This window comes from Hirschia litorea (assembly GCF_042665075.1).
In the GTDB taxonomy this organism is placed as follows: domain Bacteria; phylum Pseudomonadota; class Alphaproteobacteria; order Caulobacterales; family Hyphomonadaceae; genus Hirschia; species Hirschia litorea.
Genome location: NZ_JBHTBR010000004.1, coordinates 1 through 523 on the forward strand (window position 1 = coordinate 1; position 523 = coordinate 523).

Consider the following 523-nt stretch of genomic DNA (forward strand, 5'->3'; position numbering starts at 1 on the left):
CATCCACATCAGCGTTTGGCGAAGGTGCAGGATATAAAGTCCAGCACCGTTTCCGTCAAGAACTTTTTTTAATTAATTTCCGAACCGTCCGAAGACTAAGCTGAGCACCTCAGTGCCAGAAATTAACTAAAAACAACAACTCGGTGGGCGACTTACTAAGTTGCCCGCAGAACCGTTTGTTCTCAGCGGAGAGAGGCGGTGTATAACGACCGACCCTCAGCTCGTCAACCACTTATTTTAAGTAATTTTCAAAAACTCAAAGAGCCTAAGAAAACTATTTAAAACCCGGTCAATTTCACCACTCTATATAGAGCAATTGATTAACCTGTGGTCGGCGAAGAGACGCGGCTTATAAAGACCTCATCTCACCCCGTCAACCACTTATTTTTGTTATTTTCAAAAACTCAAAAGAGACAAGAAAACACTTAAATTTGAAATACTTACGCTGAATAAATTCAACTCAGAAATCTCAGTGGTCGGCGAAGAGATGCAGCGTATAAAGACCGCATCACTCATCGTCAAC